Source organism: Sorangiineae bacterium MSr11954 (assembly GCA_037157815.1).
GTDB classification, from domain to species: Bacteria; Myxococcota_A; Polyangia; order Polyangiales; family Polyangiaceae; genus Pendulispora; species Pendulispora albinea.
This window is the reverse complement of sequence record CP089984.1, coordinates 7,450,405-7,476,285: the sequence shown is the minus strand read 5'-3', so window position 1 is coordinate 7,476,285 and position 25,881 is coordinate 7,450,405. Positions and strand designations below refer to the sequence as shown.

The following is a 25,881-nucleotide window of genomic DNA, read 5'->3' as shown; positions in this document are numbered from 1 at the left end:
TGCTTCAACGTGGCCGCCGTTCATCACGGCGGATCGGCAGGGTGGGCGCGCGCGAGCCTCTCAGCCTCGTCCACATCGCTTCAACGTGGCCGCCGTTCATCACGGTAGATCGGCCGGTGGGCGTCGACATTATGGTGGATGAGCGATGCGCTCCGAGTTCAGCGTGGCCGTTGTTCTGCGTGCAGCAGAGTACGGTAGCGCTCTGCTGCACGCAGCGACGGTTCGCTCACGGCGGGGCCACCGCTGCGTGCAGCAGACAGACGTCTGATTGCGCCTGAATGGCAATGCCATTATGGCAGTCAGCAATTGTCGGGAGTTGGTCGGCCGAGATCGACCAATTACATTGCATTACATAAATTTTCAAAGATCGATCTGAGCTTTCCTGGGAGAACTTCAGTCGCTAAAAAATAGTCAAAACGCGCCGTGAGCGCATTGCGGACTGCGAATCGCATTCGTGTTTTGGGCTAAAATAAAAATGTGTGCGCGTGTGGCGCACATTTACTCCGATGTAATTCAGCTCGATTTCTTCCGTGGACACCTCCGTGAGCTGCGACGGCCGATACTCGGCATTTTGATAACGCTTAGATCTGGATGGCATAGGCCAGTCGTAGCCGATAATACGCGAACTGCCAGGCATTATATGCTCCTGAAATCTTAATTGGGGTGCCTCTGCCGAGCATCGGGATGTTACTCGAGCAGCGTGCAATTTGACTACCACACGCCACCACCGTAGGAGGGTATCGCAAGGGGGGCCGGGCCACCGCTTTGGTAGTTGCGTATTGAGCCGCGCCGCGGCCCGTTCGCGTAGCGTGGTCACCTCGAGGAGCTCCGCGTCGCGTGCTGGTCTGGAGCGCAATCGGAAGGATGTAGATGTCGCCCAGACGCGCTTCCTCGAGGCGAGCGTCGAGGTTCACGGCGCACGCTCTTACGAAGGGGCCGACAGCAGGCAACCCTCGAAGGTAGTTAGCGCCGCCGTCGTCACGCATGGGCAGAACGTACTAGCCGCACCGCAGCCCGTGGATGTTTGAGCGCCGCCGGAACGACCACCTGCGCGCAGCGGACGTACTCTACGCCCGCCCTTGAGGAGCCGGGTTGTCGGCCCCCGGCGCTCGAGTAACCGATGTCGTGTCGACTTCTCGTGGAGTATCACGCGAGAGGTCAATCGATCTTCACGAGCTTGTCCTCATTCCACACATAGCGACCGATCTGACCGCACGTGCGCCCCGTCTCCGCCGCCTTCTTCGCGGACGAAGAAGTCATCCACGATGGGTGTTAACGAGAGCTCTCTCTGATCGATCTCCGCCAAGTTTCGCGCGTGTTTGGTGATGGTGAGGATCGCGCACGATGGAGATCCCGATCGGCGGACGTGGTGGGTGCCACGCGGAGCGGCGATGGCGTAAGGAGGCATCAAGGAGGCGGAGCGCCCGTAACAAGCGGGCCACAAAAGGCGACGCGAAGGCAGATCTTTGGCGGGACTCCCTTCGCGTCGAGCTCCGAGCAACGAGGTGCGGAGCCGAGAGAGGATTTGCCGAAGTTCGCTGGACGTCAAGGCCTGGCGGGCCGAAATGCCGTCCGTGTCGCTGGTTCGACCTGCACGGTGCGACGGATGCGGAGCGGCCAGTCGGCCGACAGGTGGGAATCTGGTGATCCACGGGGATGGGACACGGGAGCGGCAGGTTCGGGGGCCGGAGACGGCCGACGGCCGGCCGACGATGACCACCGTGCTTGTGCGACGCTACGAATGCCAGCGATGTGGGGCCTGCATGTTGGTTGTGCCGCGGGAGCTTTTGCCGCGACGACTGTACACCGCGTGCGCGATCGGTTTGGCCCTGCTGATGTGGGGGCTGCTCGGCTTCACCGAAGCGTCCGTACGTGAGCGTATCAGCCCGTTCGCGGTCGTGGGGGCCGCCGCGGCAGGAGTCTGGATCACCCTGCGGCGATGGGCAACGGATACTGCCCACGGGCGCCTGTTTGCAAGTTCGCGCGCTTCGCCGCAGGATTTCACCCTGCGACAGCATGCCGAGCGCACAGCATCGGCCTTGCGAGCGCTCGCACCGGGGGGCCTTTGCGCGGCCGACGCCGCCTTCTGTGGCGGCGCTCTTCATCGGCCTCCGTGATTCCAATCTCGCAAGACGGTGATTCCCGCCGATCGTGATCCCACGGCAAAAAAGCGGCGCGCGCTTACCACCAGCGTGCGCGTTCCGCGGGGAGGCGCAGAAAGGTTGCGATCTACATGGATGTCCTCAAACCGAAGGACCATGGCGAAGCCGTGGCCCTGTTTCGCAGTGAGGTCGTGGGTGCACTCACCCGCCTCGAGCTGCCCCGAGGCGAGCTCGCAGCTCGCCTCGAGTCGCTCAGCCAACAGCGCTTTCGGCCGCCGGGCGCGGGCGCGACGCGCACCTTCGCCGTGCCGACACTCGAGCGCTGGTATCGGCTCTACAAGAAAGGTGGGCTCGCGGCACTGCGCCCCGAGCCGCGCGCGGATAAGGGAGCGGCTCGTGCGCTTACCCCCGAGCAGCAAGAGCTTGTCTGCGAGGTGCGGGGTGAAAATCCGAGTGCATCGGCCGAGTTGATCCTCGACACCCTCGTGCTCGAGGGGCGCATCGAGCGTGGGGCGATCTCACCATCGGCGATGCGCCGGCTGTTCGCGGCTCGCGGCCTCGATCGTCGCACACTCCGATGTGGTAGCGATGGCAAACAGCGTCTGCGCTGGGAGGCCGAGCGGCCCGGCGCTCTCTGGCACGGCGATGTCTGCCACGGCTCGTACATTGTCATCGATGGCGACAAGAAGCCGGTACGCATCCATGCTTTGCTCGACGACGCCTCCCGCTACGTTGTCGCGATCGAGGCTATGCATCAGGAGCGGGAGATCGACATGCTCGGTCTGCTCGTGCGTGCGATTCGCAGACAAGGTCCGCCCGATGCGATCTACCTCGACAACGGGGCGACCTATCGCGGCCAAACGCTCGCCCTCGCGTGCGCCCGAATGGGAACGACCCTCGTGCATGCAAAACCCTATGACGCGCCTGCGCGTGGAAAAATGGAGCGCTTTTGGCGCACCCTCCGCGAGCGATGCCTCGACTTTACCGGGGTGCTTTCGTCGCTCCACGATCTCAATGTCCGTCTCTACGCGTTCCTCGACGAGCACTATCACCGCACGCCTCACGGTGGGCTCATGGGCAAAACGCCCGAAGTCGTCTTCGCAGCGGCCCCTCGCCATCCCGATGGCTTCGACGAGAAGAAGCTTCGTAACGCGCTTACAATCCATGTCCGGCGTCGCGTTCGCGGCGACTGCACCGTCCCGATGGACGGCGATGATTGGGAGACCGACCTTGGATTTCTCGCACGCAAGCTCGTCACCGTCTCGCGATGCATGGTCGATTCGAGCGAGCCACCCTGGATTGAGCACGAAGGTACGCTCCACGTCCTTCGTCCCGTCGACCCTCGCAAGAACGCGACGCGTCCGCGCTCGCCTGTCTGCTTCGACATACCTCACGAGTCACGCACGCCGTTCGATCCACCAAGCGTCCTACTCGACAAGACTCTTGGCCGAAGAAAGGGCACCACATGAGTCTCGACTACCTCTCCCACTTCGGCCTTTCGGCGCAGCCGTTCTGCAAGGATGTCGACGACACTGAGCTCTGGATGCCTCCATCCAAACAATCACTCGTCGAGGAGCTCACCGACGCCATGCACGCTCGCGCCAGCGCCCTGCTCACCGGCGAGCCAGGCGTCGGCAAGACATGTGTCCTGCGCGCGCTCCGTCATGCCCTCACTCCAGCCAACTTCCGGCTCGTCTACTGCCAAAATACCACCGTCGGCCGGCGAGACTTTTATCGATTCCTCTGCCTTGCACTCGGCCTCCAGAAGGCGCAGACCGCCGGCGACTTGTTCCTCGCCGTCAGCACCCACGTCGAAGATCTCGCCAAGGAGCGCGTCTATCCCGTCTTCCTCGTCGACGAAGCCCATCTCCTCCATCAGGACCCCCTCGACCATTTGCATATCCTGCTCAATTACCAATGGGATTCGAAACCGTTACTCTCCATTGTCCTGATTGGTCTGCCAGAACTCGAAGACCGCCTCCGGCTACGGCGGAACCGCTCCCTCTACTCCAGACTTCACCATCGCTTCGCCATCGGAAACCTCGTTCCCGACGACACCAGCGACTACATTCGCTCGAGGCTTGCCCGTGTCGGCGCGACCAAGGACCTGTTTTCCGCCGATGCCCTCTCCATTCTTCACGAGGCAGCGGGTAGCTCCCTCCGCGACACCGATCGCATTGCCACTGCAGCCCTGCGCACCGCCGCTCGACGCAAAAAGAAGATCGTCGAGCGCGACGTGCTCACCCGCATCCTTCAATCCGAATCACAATCGGAGGACAGAGCATGATCCCTATCTCCAGGACACGCCTCCTTGTCGACGCCTCCTACGTCACGGCTCGCGCGGCCATCTCGCTGCCCTTCCCGCACGACGTCGATCTTGCACCCCAGCTCATCGCCGTTGCTCTCTCCCAGGCCGCGCTCGCCGCCACCCATCGCGCCCTCGACAGCGCTCACCCCATTCTTGCCGCAACGTCACGACCAGACTGGCCGCCATCGGCCCTCACCGACACCGAGCACCTGGCCACGCTCGTCCTCGACGCCGGCAACGAGCTGGCCGAACTCCTGTCCGACTACGCAGCCTCCGTCGCCCGCGACAACCTTGAGCCGGACGACGACTCGCTCCCTTTCTGAACGCCTTTTCTTACCTACATCGCCCGCTCCTACTCCGTGCGGGCGATGTTCCATTTAAGGCATGCTGATCCCGATCATTCAGCCCGGTGACGATCCCATCACCCAGCCTGCGCGGCAACAAGTAGCTAACGAGCTTTTCTTCGCTCGCCACGATCGACCACATGTGCCCCCGCTTGACGCCCGAAGGATGGTCGCGATCGAGTACGCGCAGGCCCGTGTCGTCGATATTCAAGTAGCTCGCCCCGAGAGCACGCTGCGTGATACGCCACGCGATGGGGGCCAGCGCATCGAGGCCTGCGGCGGCCCAGTCGGTCAGCCGCTGTCGTGCGATATGCACGCCGAGGCGCGAGAAGAAATCGACATTGCGGTTATGCGGAGTGGCATCTTGCCACTTGTCGACGATGAGCGTGGCGACGAGCTGCGGTCCCGGCCGTGCGCCTTCGAGCACTCGATCGCCCAACGGAGCCGTGGTGATTTCACCGCAAGGGCGGCACACCAACTTCTCGCGCCGCTCCTCGAGAATCTTGAAGCTCGGCGGAATGTATTCGAGCATCCGAGAGACTTCATGCCCGCAACTCGTGCGCTCTTTGCTGCAATAAGGGCATGGTCGATCGGCCTCGGGAACACGGATCTCGATCACTTCGATGGGGAGATTGTCAGGCAAGGGTTTACGTCCGCCACCTCGTTTTGTCGACACAGGCTTCGTGCCGGGCTCCGGGAGATTCGGAGCGTCCGTAGATGCGTCGGCTTTCTTGCCGGCATCGAGCATCGCGAGAAACAAGTCGAGCTGCGTTTGGGCAATGCGCTCGCTGCTGCGACCGTAGACTTTGCGGAGCAGCCCATGCAAGCGTGCCTCCGTCGACAGATTGCGCTCGCGGAGATCGACGAGCAGCGAGAGCAGCACGCGAATGGCTTCGCGTCCACGCCCCTCGTCGAGCATTGCAAAAAGCTTCGTTTCGACGTCGGCAACGTCGTCGAGCATCTTGGGTCGAAGGTCGGGCTCGCTCATCGGGCGAGTGCGTCAGTAACGCTCTCGATCCGAAGGAACAAGCCCCTTCGTGAACAATCGTCAGGCCGCTTCGGATTCGGCCTGCGGAATTTGCTTCCATCGTCGCCGTCGCTTCGCATTCCGCAAGTCGATCCCTTCGAGAAGGAGCGAAAGCTCGGCCGCGTCGACCGTGACATGCGTAGCGCCTTCGGGCGGCGTTTGAGCCAAACGGAATGTGCCGCGCTCGAGCTTTTTCGCAAGGATCGCAAAACCGGTGCGATCCCAGAACAAGACGCGAACTTGATCGGCTCGGCGGTTGAACCAAACGAACAGGTGGCCGCTCATCGGGTCGTGCCCCACGACATTGCGAGCGAGATTCGAGAGGCCATCGAACGACTTGCGCATGTCGGCAGGAGAGGTCGCGACGTAGATGCGAACCGACGGCGGAAGCGGGATCATCGCGCGCCACCTTCGAGCGCTTCGACGAGACGACAAAGCGAGTGCGAGTCGAAGTCTTTGCCGATGCGGATGGTGCGGCCTTTTGCAAGTACGACCTCGAATTCAGATATCCGTGCGCGAGGCGTTTCTTTTGGCTTCGTATCTGCAACGCGAACGGGCAGAAATTCGGCTGCAGGAGCCGGTGTCGATGACTTGTTCCCCAACCTCTGCTTCCATAGCCGTAGTCGCTGTGGGTCGAACCCTCTGCGCTTCGCGAACGCGGCAATCGACTCGCCGCTGGCGGCGCACTCCTCGAGCATCGTTCGCGCCACCGCCGCGGTCCAGCGTGTCCGCCTTCCACGACCGTCAGCGCCGATCTCGTCCAGTTTCCCTTTGCTCATTCTTGCTTGCCCTCCGCCGCCCACTATCCGACAGGCGAGATGTCAGCACCATGCGGTCGGCGTCGGACGCTTACGCTCGAGCAGCAGCGCGCGATCAAAGCCCGCACGAACTTCGATGCGTGCCCCCCCAATGTCAACCGCCATGGTTGGCGACGCAAAGCTGGGCGTTGCATCGGACCGGAGCACCCGCGCCAAGGCCACCGTTTCGGTCTTTGCCTCACGCTCCTTCTTGCGAAGCCGGAATCCCCATTGCTGCAGCGTTATCGCCGCATAGCCCTGGCCTTGCGCGAATTCTTCGGAGCTCTTACCACTGGCCTTCCAGGCGAGCACCCGCTCTTGCCACTTCTTCTCCGTCTCGGTCATGCCGCCATCGTGAGCGCTCCTACGTTCGTGCGGAAGAACGGCTCTTCACCCAGCGGGTACGCATATTCGCCCGCGCTCTCCCCGCTGGCATCCCACGCCGCGATGCGCCTCACCCACTCCGGCCTCTTCGCTCGCTTCCTCATGCATCGCGAGTTTGCTGCCGCTTCGGCTCCTCGTCACGACGCGCTCCGCAGGACGGATACCATGGACACTCGCTCCGACATCGCGTCTGTCTACGCGATGACGCTGTGACCATGCTCGCCGCTTCGGGGGGGACCGCCCCCGTTGGAATGCGCCCCCGGGTGCCCAGGAATCGGCCCCGGGTCACGTTGGAACGAGCCCCCCGAGTGCCCAGGATCGACCCCCCGGGTGTCGTTGGAATCGACCCCCGGGTGCCCAGGAATCGGTCCCCGGGTCACGTTGGAACGAGCCCCCGGGTGTCGTTGGAATCGATCCCCGAGTCACGTCGGAATACGCAGCGAGCCATATCGCTGGCGGTGATGAATCAGACGGTGTGGCCCGCGGAGCGCGGCTTGATGAGCGAGGTTTCGAAGAATCATCGTCTTGTCGATGCCATTTGGCCACAGAAGGACGGCATTGACGCCTTCCTCCGCGAAGCCGAAACCAAAGAGCTCTTCAATGACCTCACGCCCGATCGTGTTGTGAATCACCGGCCACGGCATCGCCTCCAGTGTGCGCCTCTTCCGCAATGCCCGCCTCGTGTTCGAGCCGTGTCGAGACCCCCGCACCCGTGCCATGCAGAAAAAGGGACTCCGCGTCAGGTGCGACCCCGCATGCCGCATCTGCATAATCTCATCCGTCCGCAGGAGCCCCTCGCGCTCGATTTGGAGCCGCCGCCGCGCACACCGTAATCACAGTAAATTCAAGTCTACGTCATCAGCGTGAAGCGTCTTGCCATGGTAGAGGTAGAGTTCTGGTGCCAATGCCTCGAAGATGGCATTCTCGTCGCCAAAGTCGATGATGAGCATACGCTTCAAAAGTTCGTCGCTCGGAAGCGCCTCCTTCATTGCTTCGAGACTTATTTCGCCACGGCGGTGGAGCAGAACCATAAAGTAAGCAGCAGCGCTAGCTACGCCGGTCATTGTCCAACCATCGAACGGGCAGCCCGCTCCGGCGAGAAAATAGTGACCCCCGTTGCAACGAATATAGAGCCGTTTCATCTTGTTCCCGTGACGCGGCGCACCTGGTTAGTAGAGCTCCAGGCCAACTTCGTGCGCCAGCACTTCGCTCCCTTTGTGCAGGTACCGCTCGGGAACCAGCGCCTCGAAGGCCGATGCCGGATTACCGAATTCGATGATGAGCAGCCGCGCGAGAATGGGGGCCGAGACGCCCTTCGCTCGGAGCCCCTCGATGGTCACCTCGTTTGCACTTACGATGAGTTCATCGAAGGCCGCAATCGCTCGTTCGAGACCGTCGTCGGACCACCCATCGAAGGGGCAGTTGACGAGCGACCGATAGTAATGCCCGCCATTGCATCGGATGTAGAGATAGTTCATTTGCGACAATCCCATAGCGCTTGAGCTCGGATTTCAAGAGTTGCGCCCGCCTTCGCCAAGCACCTCAGATTGTAAAGCTCCAAGCGCACATCAGCGCGCAGAGAGTGGGCGCAGCCGTATCGTCACGTGAGTGGTCAGAGCTTCCGGCCCTTTTCGCGTCTCGAGCTTCAGGAGGGGCTCCTTGAGTGGCACCCACCCCTCCTTCTGCACGCGAACGACGCACCGGTCATCCCAATGATCGAAGCCCACGGTGTGGACGTTGACCTCGCCTTTCTCGTCGGTGAACGCGGGGCTCGGCTCACCAACGACAAGCATTTCTCGAGGGTGAGGACAAATCACATCGACCTTCGCGCCCTGGACCAAACCATCTGGAGCAGGATGAGCCGTTCGAACGACTCCGTGGAGTGTGGCGACGGGATCACAGCCCGAAGCCAAGACGCTGACGATCGCGAAGTAGATCGCTTGCCGCCATGCGCGTATTGGCCTCGACGTTGTCTCTCGAATCCAGGCTCGCGCTTGAGCTGATCGTTGAATCATCGCTGACCTCCCACCCTCCGAGGCAGGCTGCATGGTACCTTGCCTCCGCGATTGGCTTTCCAGCGGTTTTCCGGCTTCCTGAGGACGACGTAGAAGGGAGCGCAGATGGCGTTCGGGCTCGAAGGGCCCACCGGCTGCGGCGCGAAGGACCGCTTCAAGGCGGCGAGCCTTCGAAGGCATAACTCATCATCTCGAACGGCACGAATGGATACACTCCGTGGGTAAAGTAGTGTTTGGCGGAGTCAATCGGCTTGTTTGACCATGCACCGAGTGCCTTCGGTATGAGCCACCAGGGCACTGCCGTGTTGAGCGCATAGGATGCACCATAGATGGGATAGAAGGTCGGGCCGAAGACGCGTGCCTGCCAGGCGTGGATCGCCTCGTGACGCGAGACCTTCGTGCCGGCGGTAACGTTACCAAATGTGGTGTCGTAGGGGGGAACGAGCTGGTGCTGCAGATACAAGCCGCCTGATCCCTCGCTCGCGTTCTGGGCGATAGGATTCCCTAGCAGTGCGGTGGCGTAGATCGATCCCACGAGCGAATTATGCACCGCCCACGTGTTGTCGAGAAGGAACGCCGCGAAGCCCTGGGCGCTGTGGTACGACTTCGCCTGCGCCAGCCGGTACCCGTGGATCGCGCCAAGGGCGCCAAGCCCAATCGTGGTGGACACACCCAGCACGCCGGCGGTCTGCCACCCTAGACCACCCGCGAATCCCGCGAGCGCCCCCGCAGGTCCGCCCGCGAGAAATCCCAACACGGCGGCCGTGGCGGCCGGGATCAACGCGTTCGACGTGGCGCGCGCGAAGACCGTGAACGCATCGTAGGCACGAGGTGCCACCGAGCGGCCCGTTGGATCGCGCAACAGGGTAGGGCGGTTCCACGCGTACGTGTACGTACCGAGGTTCCGCGGCATACGCATCCCGGCTCCCCGGTCGTTCTGCATGTAGGACCTCATGGCTGGATCGGGGCTGTTCCACTGGCTCAGTCTTGAATCGTAATAGCGCGCCCCGAAGTAGTAGAGCCCCGTCTCGGCGTCGAGCTCCTTCCCCGTGAACAGGTACCTCGGCCCGATCTCGGTCGTGGGATCGCGTTCATCCACCCACAGCTCGCCCGTCGGGAAGTATTCCTCGTGCGTCACGATCTCCTGCTCGTTGCTCGTGATGTAGTGGGCGCTCCCGAGATGGTCGTCGTGAAGATAGACCGTCGTCGAGGGGTTCACCCACTCCGGCCCTTCGCCCGTCTTGCTCGCGATGCGCGTCCCACCCGCGAAAATGTGCTTGGTCGGCACCTTTCCATCGCGCAAGGTCAGATTCTGCCCGAAGTGGGCGGTTTCCTCTTCCACCCACTGTAGGCTCATCGCGCGCTCACCCGAGCCGTCGTAGAGCGCTTTCGAGAGCTTCGTGGTGCCCTCGTTCACCGCCTTGAGACGATCTTCCTCGTCCCACGTGAGCGTGCGTCGGGTCAGCCCATAGCGCGATTCGATTTGATTGCCGTCGAGGTCGTACTCGAGAAACCGCTTCTTCGTGCTCTCCGCGCCCTCGAGCGTGTCGACAATGACGGTGGGGGCGTGCGCGCGTGGCCCCGCATAGGTGTAGTCCGCCTTGTAGGTCACCTCGTCGATGGGGTAGTCCTTCGTCCACTCTCCCGCGAAGAACGACTCGTGGTCCGCGCGCTGCGCCTTTTGAAGGATGTTGCCGGCGGCGTCGTAGGTGAAACCGAGTCCGAAGGTCGTTCGCCAGGGTTCGTCCTCCTGGTGGATGCCGTTCGCGTTCTTGAGCTGGTACAGATCGTCGTACGCAAAGTTCTCGGCCACGGTGCCGACGGCCACCGTGCGCGCACGGTCCGTGTCGAACGGAGCATCGTTGCGGATCTGGGTGATGTTGCCGGCGGGATCGTAGGTATACCGCAGCTTCTGCATTGGCCGGGCAGGAAGGTCGTGAAAGACCAGGTACGGATCGCGGTAATCGGCGTTGATCTCGGTCAGCCGCCGTGTGCGCGGCTCATAGACGTATTTCGTGGTGATCCCGTTGCCCGAGGTGAGCCTCGTGCGTTGCTCGAATTCGTCGTACCCGACGAACGTCAAGTACGGCGTGACCGTCTCGCCGCCCGACGGCCCGCTCGACGGCGTGACGCCCGTGGCGCTGGTGACGTGACCTCCGCGGTCGTATCCATAGGTGACCGTCTCGATCTCCTCGCCCGGGAACTGCATCGCCAAGAGCCTCCCGAACGAGTCGTAGCTCCACGACATGGTCCGATCGTACTTCTCGTCCTCGGTCGAGCGCAGCGGGTTCAAGATCCAGCGCTCTTCGGACACGTTGCCGAGACGATCGTATTTGTACGCCTTGGTTCCTGCCTCGCTCGTCTCCAGGGCGATCCGACCGGCCAGGTTGTGCGCGGCATCGCCGGCTTGCGAGGCATCGCCATAGGCGTAGGTCACGGAGGGCGTGCTTGCGCCGTAGTCCACCTTCCGCAGACGATTGAAATCGTAGGTGTAGCGGATGGCTTTCTGGATGCTTCGCAGCCGCGGTGTCTCCTTTGCGCCGAGGTTCCCGGAGCGATCGTACATCCAGTCTGTGCGCCCCGCGTCCGGGCTCGTGAGCGACACCATGCGGCCCACGGTGTCGTAACCCGCCTTGGTGACGTTCCCTTTCGCGTCCGTCACCTGCGCGAGCTCTTCGATGGGGTTGTACGCGTAGCGCGTGACGAGCGTCGTACGGGGACCGCCCGCCGTGAGCCGGTTCGATTCCTGTAAGGCGAGCACGAGCCCGCGCACATCGCTGAAGCTCTTCTGCGCAGCGCCGGGGAGGCCGCCGCCCGCGTTGACATTCGGATCGCGCACCGTCGTCGTGAAGCGCGCGATGCCCTCGAAAGGCTCGATACCGTAGGTGGTCGTGGTGAGCGCACCATCGGGCATCTGCATGGATCGCGTGCGGTCCATGACGTCGTAGGTGAACGACGTTGGGTTCTTCATCGGAGCGAGCACGAAGGTCCCGGGAGCGCCGGTGTCGAAAATGGGCTGCCCTTGCTTCTCGGCCCGACCGCGTACGTCGAATTGGATCAACCCGCTCACGCTCATGCCAAGCGCCGTTCCGGCCCCCGTATCTTTCTCGAGCTCCTTCTTCGTCTGAATGGTTCGCTCGAGCCCGTCGGCGAACGTCGCCGTGACGATCGGATCGCCCGGATGGCGGACGTCCTTGTGCGCGGTCGTCGCGTACGCGGGGAGAGGGCTGCCGGCGCCCTGCAAGCTGTACGAGAACGCGATGGTCGGCTCGTTCGCACCCACGTCGTTCGGCCCAAACACTTTGACCAGGCGCCCAAAATCGTCGTAGCGGAAGAGTGTCGTCTGCTGGTTGACATCGTTCGTCGCGTCGACCGTGCCGAAAAGGTAGTTCGGCACCGACGTCGAGATGTATCCGAAGCTGTCCAATGTGCTCGTGCGGTACGAGCGCGCAACGTCATCGTAGGCGTACGTCAGCGTATAGCCTCCAGGGTCAATCGTCTCCTGCAGGTTCCCGTAGGGATCGTACGTGAATTGCCAGGTCGGGTTTTTCGCGGGATCGCCCGTGTAGGGCTGGTTCGTCAGGGGATCGCGGCCGCCGATGACGACGTTGGTGAGCGTCTTCAGCGCGCCATTGGCGTGGTAGGTCGCTTTGCGATCGCGCAGCAACGCACCGTCGCGACCCTTTGCCGTGACCTGGCTTGGGCGGAAAATGCCACCCTGGGCGAGCGACGGATCGTAGGTGACGTGGTAAAGCACGTCGTCCGCTGGGCCATCGTCGGCGAACACTTCGCGGTCCGTCAGATTGCCCTTGTCGTCCCAGAAGCGGTTTTCCGTCGTGCTCTTGCCCGGATTGGACAAATCGCTCGTGGTCCCCTCGTACCAATTCGAGGTTCGGGAGATCTCCTTGGGAAAGAATGTGCCGGTGAGAGGCTCGGACGGGCTCGAGCTCGAAGGTTGGGCATAGACGACCCGCTCCGACGTGAAGAGCGCGCCGGTGGCATCACGCATGGCGGTTTGTGCCGCGAGGCCACGGCGATAGAAATCTTGGTTCAAGTAGTGGCTCTCCGTGGTCGACGCGTCCTCGAGCTTCGTCGTTACCTTCGCGAACCCATAGTCCTCCCGTTCGACGCGATCGAAGAAGCCGCTCGGCTCGTAGGAGAAGTCGCGCACGTAGTGGTTTCCACGGCCATCGTCGACGTCCACCTTGGACAGGACGTACTTGTTCCACGGCTCGTCGACCTTGGGGGAGCCCGCCGGAAGATCCGCGCGCCCAACGAGGTTCCCTTCGGTCGTGTAGTCGAGCGCGATGGTGCCACCAAGAGGCCTGTGCACAGTGGTCAGGAGGTTGACGCCACCCGCCTTGTTGCGTTTTGCAAAAACGGCGTGCCCATTGCCCTTGTAGACGAAGTCGGGAAGGGAATCGCCGTCGACGTCTTCGAACGTAGCAAAAGCCTCGCTTGTCCCGTGGGACCAAAAGCCGGAGATTCCGATGCAGATGAAGAAACAAATCCGGAAGTGAAAGTCTGCCGAATACGTTGTCGAGCGACGCACGTGAATCCCATCGTCGATCCCGCCCAAGAAGCTGAACTTGCCGCTGTCGCTGATGCCCCAGCTCGGGACGTTCCAGATCACTTCGTTGCCGTCGAAGCGATCCCCCAGGTTCTGGCGAACCCTCAGCGCGTTTTCACCCGGCCGTAGCATTACTTGGTCGGGCAAGCCGTCGCCGGTGACGTCTGTCATGTCGACCAGGGTACGAGAAACGTTGTAGGTCACGCCTCCGCCCGCGACCACCGCATTGATCCCTGCGCTCACCGAGCCGCTGTCTTGGAGGCGCACTCCATTGGCGCCGCGAATGGCTCCAAATGTCTCCGCGACGCTTTCCAGGATGCTGCCCGAGACCTCGTCGAATGCGGCTGGCACGATCTTGCCGTTTTGCCAGCCTTCCGCGGTCCAGGGGATCGCATTTCCGAGTCGGTAGCCATAATTGAGCCGAACCGTGAAGTGGTTCGGAGAGCTTGGATCGCGAAACACGAAATCCGGGAGCGCGTCTCCGTTGATGTCCGTCCACTCGTGTGATGTGGCCGACTGCCCGTAGTCGGCGCCCACGGCAAACCCTTGCAACATCGACTTCAAGAGCCCGCCGTCACCCCCGACCACGTGCGCGAGCAATTTCCCCACGGCATCCGTGCGTACATTGGCGGAGCCGTGGTTGACGCGCCGAAGCGTGTCGAGACTCCCCAAATTGGGCACCCCCACCGGAGCGAGAAACCCTCCGCCGAGGCCGTTCTTGATTTGACCGTCGTTGAACTGCACCACGCCATCGAGCGAAACGGCATCGGGGTAGCGATCGCCGTTGAAGTCGAAGAAATCGTGATCGCCGTTGGATTGGCCGTGGCTGGCACCTGCGCCGGCGACCACGATGTTCGCGTCGTAACCGACGTTCCACGTCGTGGAAGCGCGCAGGGACTTGAGCTTGCCCGAGCTCCCAAAACCACCACCCAGATTGGCACGTGAGCAGCTTTGCTGCCCGGCAAGGATGTACGCGTTGCCGGGGCCTTCCCACGCGGGTTCCGGGGCCAATCGGCGTGGCGCCGCAAGTTGGAAGCTCGGCGGGTTGGAACGGAAGGTGCCGTCGGCGTTGAACGGAAAGAGGATCCCGCTCTCCGCAAAATCGGTGTCGCCGTTGTAGAAGCCCGTGAACCAACGGTGGAATCCTCCCGCCATCGGGTCGAGCGGGCGCTTACCGTCCGGCTCCTTCCCATCGAAGGTGTGGTCCGGATATTGAACCGTGATGGGGATGAAGGTGCCACTGTCGGGCAGGTACGCGCCGGCTTGGAACTTCGTGGTCGGTTCATCCATCACCAACGTGGCAAACAGCCGGTCACCCGCCGCGGCGTTCACGATGACATCGAAGCTGCCGGTACTTCCGGGATCGAAGTACTTCTTGGCGTAGAGGCGGTGGACACCTTGAATCAACAAGGTGGCCGAAGGTCCGTTCTCGTCCTGCAGCGCGACGCTGGCATGGACCTTCAGCGTTCCGCCCGTTGGTACGATGTACGTTTTCGTGGCGCTCGGCGTGTCCATCTGGGGAATGGTCTGAAAGACCGTGATGGCTTGCGAGACGAGATCGGGCGGGATCACCGCGCCCGGCACCGGATCGCCCGCCATCGTGCAAACGGTCTGGTTCTCGGCGCTCGTCGTGCAGGTAACGTCTCCGCAGACGCGTTTCTTCTGTTCGGGGTCGACCTTGCAGTACTTTTTATACGTGACCTTGGGCACCCATTGGATGCGTGCTGGATCGATGGGCGTCTGCGAGACGATGTGAAACTCGAGCCCTTGCCCCTCGAGCATCGGGGTATCGACCGAAATGGGCAGGTTGAACGCGCTGCCACCGGCCAGGAGCGTGGGCTCCACGACGTCCTCGATGCGGTCCCCGTTTTGGTTCGTTTTGATGATGGAGTAGTAGACGTCGTCGGACGTGGTCGCCTTGGCAAGAAGCCCCTCGATGTGGACGGGAATCGGTCCGCTCTCGGCGTCCCCGAAAGCCGATGTCCAGGTCATCTTCGGTTGCCCCGCAACCCGGTGATCGTTCTTCTGCGAAAAGACGCAAACGGGCGCGCCGTACGGCTCGATCAGGGTGGGGTCACACGTTTCGTAGCGGATGGTTGGGTTCCACTCGGTGTCGTTGAACTGTGTTTCGAGCGTGAACTGTTGGTCCGAACCATTGGGATCGTGAAACGGGGTCAAGGTGGTGTAAATGCGATCCCCGCGCTCGACGTCGAGCGAGAACCCTTGCGCACCCGGGACGCATCCCTGGGTCGAGTTGTAAGGCACGCACGTTCTCAGATCGTCCGGAGCGAAGTACCGTTCCCAGACGCGCGTGAGGGTTCGGGGCGTGGTTGGAGGTGTCCCTCCTTTGCCGTGGTAGACGGCGGTGACCACGCCATTCCCACCCGCCCGAAGCTTGTGGATCTCCCCCGCGAAGACGATGGTCCCCGTGAACGGGGCCGTCCAGCGAAGGAGCGGGGAAACCCGCCGAAACCCTGCTCGCGCAGCTTGTTTTGCGATGGCCCCGTCGGGCTTGTTCCCACTGGGGTTGAGCGCACCGCCCAATCGCGCGCCGCCCGCAAATTGACCCTTGCCGAGGTTTTGGTGCCACGAGACGAAGCCGTCCTCGAGTGTGACGAAGTCCACGAGGCCATCGGCATCCATGTCCGCGAAGATCTTGTCGTCTTCCGTGCTCGTTCGGCTGTAGGAGGCGCCCACGCCAGGACCGCCCTGGATGCCGATCTGCCCTCCGACCATCCACCCGGAGCTTCCCGCATGGCCGAGGCTTTCGAGTCCTTTGAGCTCTGCCTCTTGAAGATGGATGCGATTGGGGTTGGGATTGCGCACGCTGAGCCCCGGTCGCAGGAAGTTGAATGCGGCTGCACCCGTGTCGACGGCGAAGTCCGGGAGACCATCGGCGTTGTAGTCGATCAGGCTTCGGTGCGTCGTTTGGCCGCCGCTCGTCCCGCCCGCGCTCACGGTGGCGGCAAACGGCCCGAAGCCAATTCCGACCTCGCCACGGAGCCCGCCGAGCGAATCGTTGCCGCGCGTGAGCGGATCATCGGTCGGGACGCTCCCCCAAGGAATCTTCGGATCGAAGCCGTCGATGCTCCCCCCGGGCGACATTTGGGGTGCGGCCTTGTACTCGAAGGAGTGCCGATCGAGCTCGCTCGCGCCCTGGGGGCCTTTGAGCCCGAGGACGGCAATCGAGCCAAGGAGGCTTTTGTGAAAGTGCTCGACCGAATCGGGGAGGTAGCCAAGTTGGTACTGCCGGATGACCGTCGCTTGGTAGAGCACTTCGATGCGATCGAGACGATGGCGTATGCGTTCGAGAAAGCCAGGACGGCCCGAGGAAATTCGATCGGGCCGCGCGTCGGCCACGTCGCGTACGAAATGCACGTGGTACGGGGCGGAAAGACCTGACGCGTTCGACGCGTAATCGATCCACTCGGGGTAGAGGGCGACGAATGGGTCCCCAAGCGAGCCGGAATCCTTCGCGTACGTGACGCTCATGACGTTGCCAAAGGTGTCTCGGACCGAGCGAAGTGCCCAACGAAATGCGCGGCACGGGTTGTCGGGATCCGCGAGCACGGCGGCACGGTCTTGGCCACCGTAGGTGGAGATGGTTCCGCTCTTATCCGTGACCTCCCAGCCGGTCACGCAACCCTGCCCATCGCGCTTTCGGATGATGCGATCGAAGCGTCCTTCCGTGCGTCGCACGAACGAGTCCTCGCCGGTGGCGCGGAGTTGCTCTCCGTCGAGCAGGTAGGTATCCGCCTTCGTGAGCGCCGCGAGCTCGGGGGCTCCGTAGGTGGGCACGCCGAATCGCGTATCGATTTCGATGCTCGATAGCGACACGTCCCAACCGACGCCAAGCCATCCGTTGGTTCGCGCGCTGTTGTACGTGAACGCCAGTTGTGGTGCGACGCCGTTGCGTCCGGGCGGCACTTCAATGGGGTAGGCGAGCGCCGCCGAGCCGGATGCATTGGCCTGCGGGGGCGCGATTAAGTCGACGCCTGCGGAGGGGCTGGCGAGCTTGATCCCTTTCATCTCGTTTGGGTCGAAGGAGACGGGACCGGGCGAATCGGGCATCGCCAAGGTGGCGTTGACGAAGTCGGTAAAGTGCTCCGTGAGGCTCGTGAGCTCGCCATTTCCCGCGCCGCCAACGCGTCCGATGCGCTGCCACTTGCCGAGAGGCTCGTCGTAATAGAACGCGAAAATGTGGCGCTCGTGCATCCCTTCGCCGAGCGACGCTCGGTCGTAGGGCAGCGTGATCGCAATCGGCTTCTTGAACTTCAACCCGTGCGGACCAAAGCGAAATGCGCGCCCTTCGGGCGTGACATTGGCCATGCCGTGCGACATCCGCGGAATCTGACCGGCAACCAACGGGCGCACGGTGATGCGCACGTCCTTGTCGACCGCGCCCGCGGGAATTTCGAGCTTGGCGCCGCCAAAAGTGATGGCCTTGGCCTCTCCCGCGCGGACGACCTCGCCGAACGGCGCGCCGTCGTCTTCGAGCATGCTCGCATCGCTCTTCACCGCAGGATCGAGGCACGGTCCGACGCGCACGGAGCGCTGGAGTCGCTTTCCGCTCGAGAGGGTCGCCTGCAAGGTGACGTCCCAGGCACGACCGACGAAAAAGTCGGGCTCGGGCACCACCAGGGCGAAGCTCTTGTCCTCGCGGAGGGCGGTTTTGACCTCGCGCCCATTCGCCGCCAACGCAACGATACCGTCCGACGGCGCCAACGTCTTCACGAACCCGCGAACATCGGCGTAGTGGTCGACACACTCACCATGCAGTGGATAGCTCACGGCGATACGTTGCTCATCGCTCTCGCGCGGAATGGCGCTGGCCGTGACGGCAACGTCGGACACAACATGCGCGATGCTCTCGAGCGAGCGTCGAGAAGGCGTCTTCGTGCCGTCGAGCGTGATCGCAATGGTATGCGTCACCGGCAAGCGCCCGATGTCTACCCGGTGCCAACCCGCTTCGAGCCCCTTCAGGTCGATCTGCACCGGCACCATCTTGGCTCCGGGGGCCCGGACGAGCATGTGCCCGTCCGTGGCCTTGCCGAGCTCGAACACCAGATCGTGCACTTGGGAAGGAGACTCCAGCACGATGCGTCGATCCTTCTCACCCGCGTGCACGGGTGGATTCTCCACGACGCGCGCCAGGGGCACGCCCACGATGCGCACATGCCGCACGGCGTACTCGGGCGCGTTCAGACCGGGTAGTGGTAAAAATTGGATCTCGTTGTCGCCTGAATGGAGCCATGACGGGTCAACCTCCTCGACCTGGAGGCCTCCTCCCATCGTGCTCGAGCCGTTGGCGCTGGGCGACCATGCTTCGCCGCGAATGGAGAGCCCGTTGATCTGACGCACGACTTCACGCCAGTGCCGCAGGCCGGCCAGCTCGTACACGAGGAACGCTCGCGACCAAGAACGCGGCTCACCTGGGAGCATGGCGCGAAAGCGCGCAGGCCGATTGACCTCGCTGGAGTGGAGCGCGACACGGGCGATGTGCCCCTCGTTCGGCGTCGCCCGAACCGCGACGGCGCCCGGCGCTGCGTCCGATAGAATGCGGTCGGCCAGCTCCGCGTCGGGCACCCCATGCCGGGGTAATGTGAACCCCCAAAGGCCCATTTCGCTCGGCCCGCGCGGCGTCTTTCCTGTCCACTGGACGACCAAACGCTTCGCCGGGATCTCGTCGCGGGTGTCGAGCCTCTTCCACGTCCCCGCAGCCGCCCGGATCGCGATATTGGTCCACCCGGCAATCGGGCGAAGCTCGAACCCATCACCCTGCGAAAAAACGCTTACGGTGCCCTCGGTGGGCCCAAGGAACGAAAGCGCGGCGAGCTTGGTCGGCCCCTCGAGGACGACCTCGAACCGGATACCTTCGCCCGGCTGCGCCTCGATGGCCGTGCTTGCTCGGCCATCGAACAGCGTCCACGGATCTGTGCCCGCGCTTGCTCCCGATTGCGATACCGATGTGGGAAGAAGCGGCACGGGCAACACGGCGGCCGCATGTGGTGCGCTCCGTTGCTCCCGCATGGGCACGCCGTCCGAGCTCGGAGCAATCCGCGGACTCGGAGACGATTCGGAAGCTTCGGTGGCCCTTCCGGAGGCGCGCGCCCGCGCACTTTCTTGAATCGCTGCAGCGCGCGCCCATTCCTCGAGAGGCCCCGTGAAAATGAGCAGAACGCTCAGGACGATGCACAACGTGCGCGCAACGATGCCTCGTTTCCACCGGGCTTCATTCATGACCTATTCCCCCTCCGTCCACCGGGATCGGTGCGACGAAACTGGGTTACAAGCTATCTATGTGACGATTGAGCTAAAAAGCAGACGCCATAAAGGCAGCCAAGGTTCAGCGGCGTCGCAGAACCGAGCGGATCGTAGACGAAACTCTGGCGCGCCCACACGATGTGAGTGACCCAAGATTGATATATGTTAAATGGGGACGCTGTACAATGAATTAAATCACTCAATCGGCAGCTCGATCGGTCTTCACTTTGACCACGGATTCCGTCTGCAAGGTGAAATTCATTCTTGGCTCGCGAGCTTTACGTAGGAAACAATTCGGCGTTTCGGCCGAACTGGGATTGTCACCACCGCCCTCTTTTTGGCAGCAGTGATTCGTCGCGAAGCTCGCGCACAAGCTACGTATCGATCGACGCTATGGCGGGCCCCCATCAGGTCCGACAAATGGAATCGTTCGGAATCCTTCGTCAACGTCCGAGAAAGCGCGGACGAGATACGTCACGTCCGAGCCTCGGGGCGCTGTCGCTTGTTCCAGCAGGACACGGTCTCCGCCGCGAGCCGTACCTCACGTCGCCATTCCGCGAGAACCTTCGCTTCCGTGAACATACCTGCCAGGTACAGCCGATTCTCGTGCTCCAAAGACGCAGAAGGCGAGGTCTTCGAGGGCAAGCTCGAGTTCATGGGTTCGATAGCCCGCACCTTCTCCGGGGGCGGTCGCGCGCAGCACGGGGATCGGCCACGGGTCCTTGGACGAATGGGGCACGAATCCTGGGTTGGGCGCGAGATACACACCACTCTCGTTCACGTTCATGAGCTCCTCGTCGTGTTCTGCGGAGCCAGAGGTCGGCGCCTCCGGATGCGCCAAGGTTTCGTGGTTGCTCGAACCATGACAAAAAAGAGCGCCCCTCTTTGGGTGGTGGATGGAGGAAGGGTCAAGCGGTTCGCTGAGGGGCGCTCGACGCTCCTGAAAAGCAAGGGTCAAGCCATCTCTAGATTTCGCGGAATGCAGAAGGGGCGGGGACCATGCCCGCGATGTCGTATGGCCAAGATTCGGCCACTCCAATTCCTCCACGATCGTCTCTCCTACGGAAAATACACTGTCGGTTGGCGGACACGCCACATTGGTCACGATTTGACCAAATGGCACTTTCTTGACCGATACGGGATGAACATCTTTCACGTGCTCGCAAGCGTGCGCGATGTTGGCTCGCGCCCAACCGGGAGCATCTACCCGCTTCAGAGCGGGGAACTACTTGCCCGATGTTTCACGCCGCTTGTTCGCCAACGTATGCCGATTGATCCCCAGCAACGCGGCCGCCTTTGTCTGGTTCCCGCCCGTTTGTTGCAACGCGGCCTCAATCGCTTGGCGCTCGAGCCACTCGAGATTTGCAGGAAGCTGCACCACGAAGGCATCCAGATGGGGGCTTCGCCCCGGCTGTTTCCCTGCCACATTGAGCTGAAGGTCGGAGGGAGTGATCCTGGGGCCATCACCAAGGACGACGGCGTGCTCGATGGCGTTTCGCAGCTCCCGCACGTTGCCGGGCCAAGGATTGCGGCGAATGGCCTCCAGCGCTTCCGGCGAAAAGCCGTCGATTCGACGACCCGCGTTTGGCAGGAGGTCCGAAAGAATACTCTTCGCCAGGAGCGCGAGATCTTCGCCGCGTTCGCGAAGCGGGGGAACGATGGCTTTCGCGACCGAGATGCGGAAAAAGAGGTCGCTGCGGAACGTTCCCGCGGCCACCATCGATTCGAGATCCCGATTCGTCGCGACAAGGATGCGCGCTTGCAACGCTAGAGGTTGGTGGGTCCCTAGCCGCGTGAAGCGCTTGTCCGAAAGCACGTGCAGCAACTTCGCCTGGCTCACGAGCGGAAGCTCGCCAATCTCGTCGAGGAACACGGTCCCACGCCCCGCGGCCTCGAACGCACCAGGTTGTGCGGCAACGGCGCCCGTGAAGGCGCCGCGTTCGTGCCCAAACAGCTCGCTCTCGATGAGATTCTCCGGAATCGATGCGCAGTTGACGATGCGCATGGGCTCGTGTTTGCGAGGTCCCGACTCGTGGATCAATCGTGCAACGAAGGATTTTCCGACCCCCGTCTCCCCGAGCAAGAGCACCGTGGCGTCCGAGGTAGCAAGCCGCGGAATGATCCGCGCGAGGCGTTCCGTCGCGGGCGACGATCCCAGGAACGCATGGGCGCTACCGACTGCTTGCCTCCGAAAGGTTTCACGGTCCTCCGCGACGGCGAGCAGTGCGGACAATTGGGTGTGCCGTGACGCGTAGAGGGCTGCCGCGATGACGAGGAGTCGACGGAGCGAATCGGTCACGCGCGCGGGCGGCAGCCTCGTTGTAAAAGCAATCCAACCCATGGGCGTCCCGTGCGCGGGCACGAGGAGCCGTGTACCTCCGTGCGCGCTCGCGTTCTCGAAGACGGGGCTCTGCTCGGTCAGCGTGGGCTGTTCACCCGGTACGGTGACCATCTCGAAGGCTTCGCACTCGGCGTTCGTCGCGGCCCAGGACCCGAGAACGGCCGCAATGGCCTGCACGTCCGACGCTGCCATCAATGCCGCGTTCAGCGCGAATACCGCCGCAAGCCCTCGAACGTCGGTCGCCACGCCCGTCAAAAGCGAGCCGACGGTGGTCGTGGCGCCGTCGCCCTGTGAGGGCGCCGGGGAAGCTTCGCCCCGTCGAGTCGCGGCGTCGACGAACAAGACGGTGTTGCCCACGACGATCGAATCACCGATGCCCACGACGGCATCGCGAACCTCGCGCCCTGAGCGCAGGACGGCAGCCGCGGTGTCGCAGACCCGGACCTGGACTCCCTCGTCCGTCGCAAACACGTGGAAATGATGCCGGGAGACCGTGCGGTCGCTCAACGTCAGATCGGCTTCGAGCGCCCGTCCCACCGTTTTTACGGTGTGATCGACCATGAGCTCTGCGCCCAGATTTGGGCCTTGGACGACAATCAGACGAGCCGTTGAGCCAGACATCGCAGTCAGCAGACTAGGACGATATGGGAATTGCCTCACGCGCGTACGACGATCTCCTCTTTTGGAATGACTGTCTTGTCGTCACCTCACCAGCTTCGCGCATTGAACAAAGTCGCTTCGTCGCGATATTGCGCTGAAGCTCATGCATGCACGGCGCTTACCGAGGCGTGACGATTCAGCGCTCGCGAACGGGCCCGATCGACATCTGCTCAGAGTGTTGCCATTTCCTTCGCATACTGCTAGGGCGATGCACGCCAACCGCTCCCTTGACGGTGTGGGGCGTCCTCGGCATTCTCACGAGCGGATGATGGCGTCGTTGCCCGACGATTCAATCAGTTCTCGCGCGCTGCAACGCATCGGCTCCAACGTTTGTGGTCGCTATCGCATTAACCGGCTGATCGGGATCGGCGGAATGGCCGCCGTCTACGCGGGCGTGCATCGAAACGGTCACGAGGTCGCGATCAAGGTCCTCCACGAGCGCCTTTCCGCGGATCCCGAGGTCGAACGACTCTTCCGACGCGAGGCGCTTCTTGCGAATACGATTCGGCATCCAGGGGTCGTCCCGGTGACCGACGACGACGTGGCGGAGGACGGCTGCATCTTCTTGGTCATGCCGCTTCTCCTTGGTGAGACGGTGCGCGCTCGAGCCCGACGACGGAGCGGCAACAAGCTCCCTGCCCAAGAGGTGGCCATCATTGGCCATGACCTTCTCGACGTGCTCCGCGCGGCCCACGCGGCGAAGATCGTCCATCGCGATATCAAGCCCGAAAATCTCTTCGTCATGCGCGATGGCACGGTGCGCGTTCTCGATTTCGGCATTGGGCGCTTCTTCGAGACCAACGAATCTACGTCCATCACGCGTTCGGGACGCGCGATGGGAACACCCGCATTCATGGCACCCGAGCAAGCACTGGGGCGAATTCGAGAGATTGACGGTCGAACGGATCTCTGGAGCGTCGGTGCGACTCTGTTTACGCTGCTTGCCGGGAGGCCGGTCCACGAGGCCGAGTCCGCGGGCGAACTGGTCGTCCTCGCCGCAACGCGAAGCCCGTCGCCGCTTGGAACCGTCGCACCGTGGGTCCACGCTTCAATCTGCGCCGTCGTGGACCGTGCGCTCTCGCTCGACAAGAGCGCGCGCTTTCCCGATGCGGCATCGATGCAGACTGCACTTGCCGCCGCGTGCGAGGCGGAATTGGGGCTTCCACCGACGAACCTGCCGCGGTTGTCCGTCTCGGAGAAACCCGAGACGGACGACAATCTTCACTTTGCGACCACGCAACACCCCGCGCCGCCACCACGCACCACGGGCGGCATCGAATCCACGATACTTCACTCGCCGCGCGGGTCGCAGTTCGCCGTCTTGGGCGCTCGCGGAGAACGCCAGCGAAAGCGGATGCCGTTCGTGTGGATCGGGGCAGGGGTACTCGCACTGACTTTGGCCGTCGCGGGCGCCACGTCCAGGTTCATGCGCCCAGCTCCTGCTTCCGGCCCCTCGGACGCGGGGAACGCCCATCAAGCGGCGCGGGCGCGCACGCCCGAAGTCTCGTCTCACGTCGAGGTCTCGCGTCGCGCATGGCTCGACGCAAACGTCGATCGGGCGCGCGAGGAAGCTCGCGCCGCGCTGCGCAGCAACGAGAATGATGCAGCGGCTCATCTGGCGATTGTGGTCGCCACACCCTTTTGGCCGGACAACGAGGCGCGTTCACATTTCGTTCACGCACAGGAGGGGCGCGACCGGTTGTCCCAGTTGGAATCTGCATATCTGGAGGCGGTCGCGCCGGCGATGACGGTGCCGCCGAACTTTCGGCTGTCCGCCGAGCGGCTCGCGACGCTCCATCAGAACGCGCCCGACGATCTCCCGATTCATCTGGGTCTCGCGGAAATGCTGATGCGTACCGAAGAGATCGAAAAAGCTCATGATCTCCTGGCACCCCTCGGCAAGGATGCGAACGCGCCAGCCGTGGTCCTCTCGGAGCTCGGCACCGCTCAGAGCTTCCGCGACGACGTGGAGAGCGCGCGTGCAACATTTTCACGCTGCCTCGAGGGCTACCCGGCCGCAACGGGGTGCGCGACGCTGCTGGCGCAGCTCGAACAAAACGAAGGGCGATGCGCGGGCGCGGAACGCGTGCTGCGCCGATCACTCTCTCTTTTCCCGAACAGCGCGGGGACGTATCTCAGCCTCGCGTACGACTTGCAGGGTATGGCTGTGAGCCCGAGCGAGATTCGCCCGGTTCTGGAACGATGGGCGCGATTCTCGGATGGAGCTGCGATGGAACGGAATCTCGTGCGGACCGAGATTCGCATGGCGTTGCTCGAAGGTCGCCTGCGCGAGGCGGTCAAGCTCGACGCCAAACTCGGTAAGTTGATGGCTGACGTCGATGACGACGAAGAGCAGTTCGACTACACGCTTTACAGCATGCTGCTCAAGGCGGAAGTCGGGCAGCGTGCCGATGCAACGAAGGCGCTCGACGCCTACATCGCCCGGCGGCACGGTCTGATGCGCAGCAGTTACGGTGGTGACAACGTTCTCTACCTCGTGTCCGTAGGTGCGCGCCTTGGCCTCGTCCCTTGGCCCAAATGGCTCGAACAGCGCAACGCCCGCTTGGCCGTCGTGACGGATCGAGACGGCATGCTGGATAGCCATTCTCGAAAGTGGCTCGAATACTTCGCCATGCCTGCGGCGACCGAAGCGAGCGCAAAAGAAGCCCTCGACGTGCTCCCGCAGTACTTGCCGATTCTGCACCGAATCGGTCGGTGGTTCTGGCACGATGGGGCGATCGGTCGCGTGTACATGCTTATGGGCCGCCACGTGGAGGCACGACCTTACTTCGAACGAGCGGCGGCCTCGTGCAACGCGCTCGAGGATCTCGTGCAGCACACGCACGCTTTGCTCGATTTTGCCTCGTTGCTCGAACGCACCGGCGATTCGAAGCGCGCATGTGAGATGTACGATCGCGTGCTTGGTCGATGGCCGGCTCACTCGGGAAGCGTCTCGGCGGCTCGTGCCTCACAGCGTAGGAGGTCCTTGTGCGGCCCACTGTTACCAGACCATTGAATCCGCAAGGAGATCCGATGCGTTTTGCCGGTTGCATTCTACTGTGCGCCCTA

The 25,881-nt window shown here is 62.9% G+C and carries 14 protein-coding genes and 1 CRISPR repeat array (1 of these 15 only partly in view); of the genes, 4 read left to right on the top strand and 10 right to left on the bottom strand.

The window, feature by feature from the left end:
• Positions 1–105: direct repeats of the CRISPR family, unit length 28 nt; unit sequence GCTTCAACGTGGCCGCCGTTCATCACGG (it extends 221 nt beyond the left edge of the window).
• Positions 106–2,233: 2,128 nt separating this feature from the next.
• The 3 genes from LZC94_28960 to LZC94_28950 are packed head-to-tail and all read left to right on the top strand — an operon-like array spanning position 2,234 to position 4,733.
• Complete coding sequence (locus LZC94_28960; GenBank protein WXB11875.1) at positions 2,234–3,571, top strand: DDE-type integrase/transposase/recombinase; 1,338 nt, start codon at positions 2,234–2,236, stop codon at positions 3,569–3,571.
• The gene (locus tag LZC94_28955; protein ID WXB11874.1) at positions 3,568–4,389 is read left to right on the top strand and encodes an AAA family ATPase; all 822 of its coding nucleotides are present in this window, start codon (positions 3,568–3,570) and stop codon (positions 4,387–4,389) included. The genes LZC94_28960 and LZC94_28955 overlap by 4 nt, the downstream gene beginning before the upstream one ends.
• On the top strand, positions 4,386–4,733 hold the full coding sequence (locus tag LZC94_28950; GenBank protein ID WXB11873.1) for a hypothetical protein: 348 nt from the start codon (positions 4,386–4,388) through the stop codon (positions 4,731–4,733). Before LZC94_28955 ends, LZC94_28950 begins: the two co-directional genes overlap by 4 nt.
• Before the next feature lie 10 nt (positions 4,734–4,743).
• Here LZC94_28950 and LZC94_28945 read toward each other — a convergent pair whose 3' ends face one another.
• The 10 genes from LZC94_28945 to LZC94_28900 form a co-directional block, all read right to left on the bottom strand.
• Positions 4,744–5,742, bottom strand: a complete 999-nt coding sequence (locus LZC94_28945; protein ID WXB11872.1) for a transposase — start codon at positions 5,740–5,742, stop codon at positions 4,744–4,746.
• Positions 5,743–5,802: 60 nt separating this feature from the next.
• Complete coding sequence (gene tnpB, locus LZC94_28940; GenBank protein WXB11871.1) at positions 5,803–6,180, bottom strand: IS66 family insertion sequence element accessory protein TnpB; 378 nt, start codon at positions 6,178–6,180, stop codon at positions 5,803–5,805.
• Between the two features lie 422 nt (positions 6,181–6,602).
• Entirely contained in the window at positions 6,603–6,923 is a 321-nt protein-coding gene (locus LZC94_28935) for a hypothetical protein (protein WXB11870.1), read from the bottom strand.
• On the bottom strand, positions 6,920–7,066 hold the full coding sequence (locus tag LZC94_28930; protein ID WXB11869.1) for a hypothetical protein: 147 nt from the start codon (positions 7,064–7,066) through the stop codon (positions 6,920–6,922). The genes LZC94_28935 and LZC94_28930 overlap by 4 nt, the downstream gene beginning before the upstream one ends.
• Positions 7,067–7,384: 318 nt before the next feature.
• Entirely contained in the window at positions 7,385–7,594 is a 210-nt protein-coding gene (locus LZC94_28925; GenBank protein ID WXB11868.1) for a hypothetical protein, read from the bottom strand.
• Between the two features lie 201 nt (positions 7,595–7,795).
• A complete protein-coding gene (locus LZC94_28920; GenBank protein WXB11867.1) occupies positions 7,796–8,104 on the bottom strand; it encodes a hypothetical protein in 309 nt (102 codons plus the stop codon).
• A gap of 27 nt (positions 8,105–8,131) precedes the next feature.
• The gene (locus tag LZC94_28915) at positions 8,132–8,440 is read right to left on the bottom strand and encodes a hypothetical protein (GenBank protein WXB11866.1); all 309 of its coding nucleotides are present in this window, start codon (positions 8,438–8,440) and stop codon (positions 8,132–8,134) included.
• A 691-nt stretch (positions 8,441–9,131) separates the two neighbouring features.
• Entirely contained in the window at positions 9,132–19,577 is a 10,446-nt protein-coding gene (locus LZC94_28910; GenBank protein WXB11865.1) for a Rhs family carbohydrate-binding protein, read from the bottom strand.
• A 1,459-nt stretch (positions 19,578–21,036) separates the two neighbouring features.
• Entirely contained in the window at positions 21,037–22,773 is a 1,737-nt protein-coding gene (locus tag LZC94_28905) for a sigma 54-interacting transcriptional regulator (GenBank protein WXB11864.1), read from the bottom strand.
• A gap of 328 nt (positions 22,774–23,101) precedes the next feature.
• Positions 23,102–23,773, bottom strand: a complete 672-nt coding sequence (locus tag LZC94_28900; protein WXB11863.1) for a hypothetical protein — start codon at positions 23,771–23,773, stop codon at positions 23,102–23,104.
• A gap of 393 nt (positions 23,774–24,166) precedes the next feature.
• On the opposite strand from LZC94_28900, the gene LZC94_28895 reads away from it, so the two are divergent.
• Positions 24,167–25,828 carry a tetratricopeptide repeat protein gene (locus tag LZC94_28895; GenBank protein WXB11862.1) on the top strand — a complete coding sequence of 554 codons (1,662 nt, stop codon included), beginning with the start codon at positions 24,167–24,169 and terminating at the stop codon, positions 25,826–25,828.
• Positions 25,829–25,881: the final 53 nt, after the last annotated feature.